Origin of the sequence: Streptomyces sp. NPDC060027 (assembly GCF_042737005.1) — a bacterium.
Taxonomy (GTDB): Bacteria; Actinomycetota; Actinomycetes; order Streptomycetales; family Streptomycetaceae; genus Streptomyces.
On sequence record NZ_JBHWVI010000475.1, the window covers coordinates 1 to 1148 of the forward strand.

The following is a 1148-nucleotide window of genomic DNA, read 5'->3' on the forward strand; positions in this document are numbered from 1 at the left end:
TGGGGTCTGCGCAAACAGGTGGCCGGCGCTGCTTAAGGGCGGGATGTTGGTGTAGCAGTTCCTTCGGGGCCCCGGTGGCGGTACAGCACCGGGGCCCCTCCATGCGTTCCATGAGAGGTGCGATGACAGCAGACGGGCTACGCGGTGGCCGGGATGAGGGCGATGTCCGCGGTGATGCGCTTGCCGAGGGGGGTCCGCTCGACGATGACGGTTCGGGCTAGTGCCCTGACGATCTCCAGGCCGTGCTGGCCGACGCGTTCCGGATCCAGCGCCTGTGCAGCCGGCACTGCGGGATTGCTGTCCCAGAGTTCAACCCGCACCACGGCACTGGTGACCCGCAGGTGCAAGAGGGCCGGTCCCGGCGCGTACTTTCGGGCGTTGGTCACCAGTTCGCTGACGATCAGCTGGACGATCTCGACCGTGGCGGTCAGTACCGGGATGCCGTGGTCGTCTCTCACCTTCGTCAGGAAAGCCGCGGCCAGATGACGGGCCTGAGCTATGCAGGAGCCGTCGCTGTCCAGTGCGAGCGATGTCTCCAACAGCGAGGCCGTTTCGCCTTCGGCTCCTCTTGTCCCGTCCATCCGTGCTCGCTTCCCTCTCCCCGCCCGCTACCCCTTTCAGGGCCGGGTACGCCCGCCTGGAACGTTACCTGCAGCACATGCGCACGGGGGTAGCACCCTTGTCGTCATGGATGCGGCGCCCGTCGGGCAGACGGCGAACGAACACCCAAAGTTTCAGCCCGATGTCAGCCGCCATGTCCTGGTGAAGCCGGACCCTTGAGCGCACGGCACTTCCGGAGGGCGCAGTTTGCCCGACGCGATCCACGGTGACGTCCCCTCACCGGATCGAACGCTCGACTACTGCTCCGGACGCGGCGATCAGCGCAGGTCCGCCTCAAGTTGGTGGCTGCTCTTGGCCGCTGTTCAATGCGATCCTATGGACAGCCGGACACGCCAAAGCGCCTGACAACCCTGGTTGCGCCTGACGACTCCGCTTTTCTGGAACGTTGCACTGCGAGTGAGTCAATATCTGTGCTCGTGAGGTGAGAGTTTGCCGGACCGTGTAGTGAGGGTTTTTGCCGCAACGAGCGGAGTGGAATTACTTAACCGGCGCGGTCCGTTGCGGCGTGCTACTGTCCATCTCAGTTG

The 1148-nt window shown here is 64.7% G+C and carries 1 protein-coding gene; it reads right to left on the reverse strand.

The window, feature by feature from the left end; translation table 11 throughout:
* Window positions 1-137: 137 nt before the first annotated feature.
* A complete protein-coding gene (locus ACFWBT_RS43105) occupies window positions 138-581 on the reverse strand; it encodes an ATP-binding protein (protein ID WP_385710339.1) in 444 nt (147 codons plus the stop codon).
* Window positions 582-1148: the final 567 nt, after the last annotated feature.

Excerpts from the sequence above, each read along its gene's own strand:
- ACFWBT_RS43105 (WP_385710339.1), bottom strand. The coding sequence starts at position 581 with ATGGACGGGACAAGAGGAGCCGAAGGCGAAACGGCCTCGCTGTTGGAG.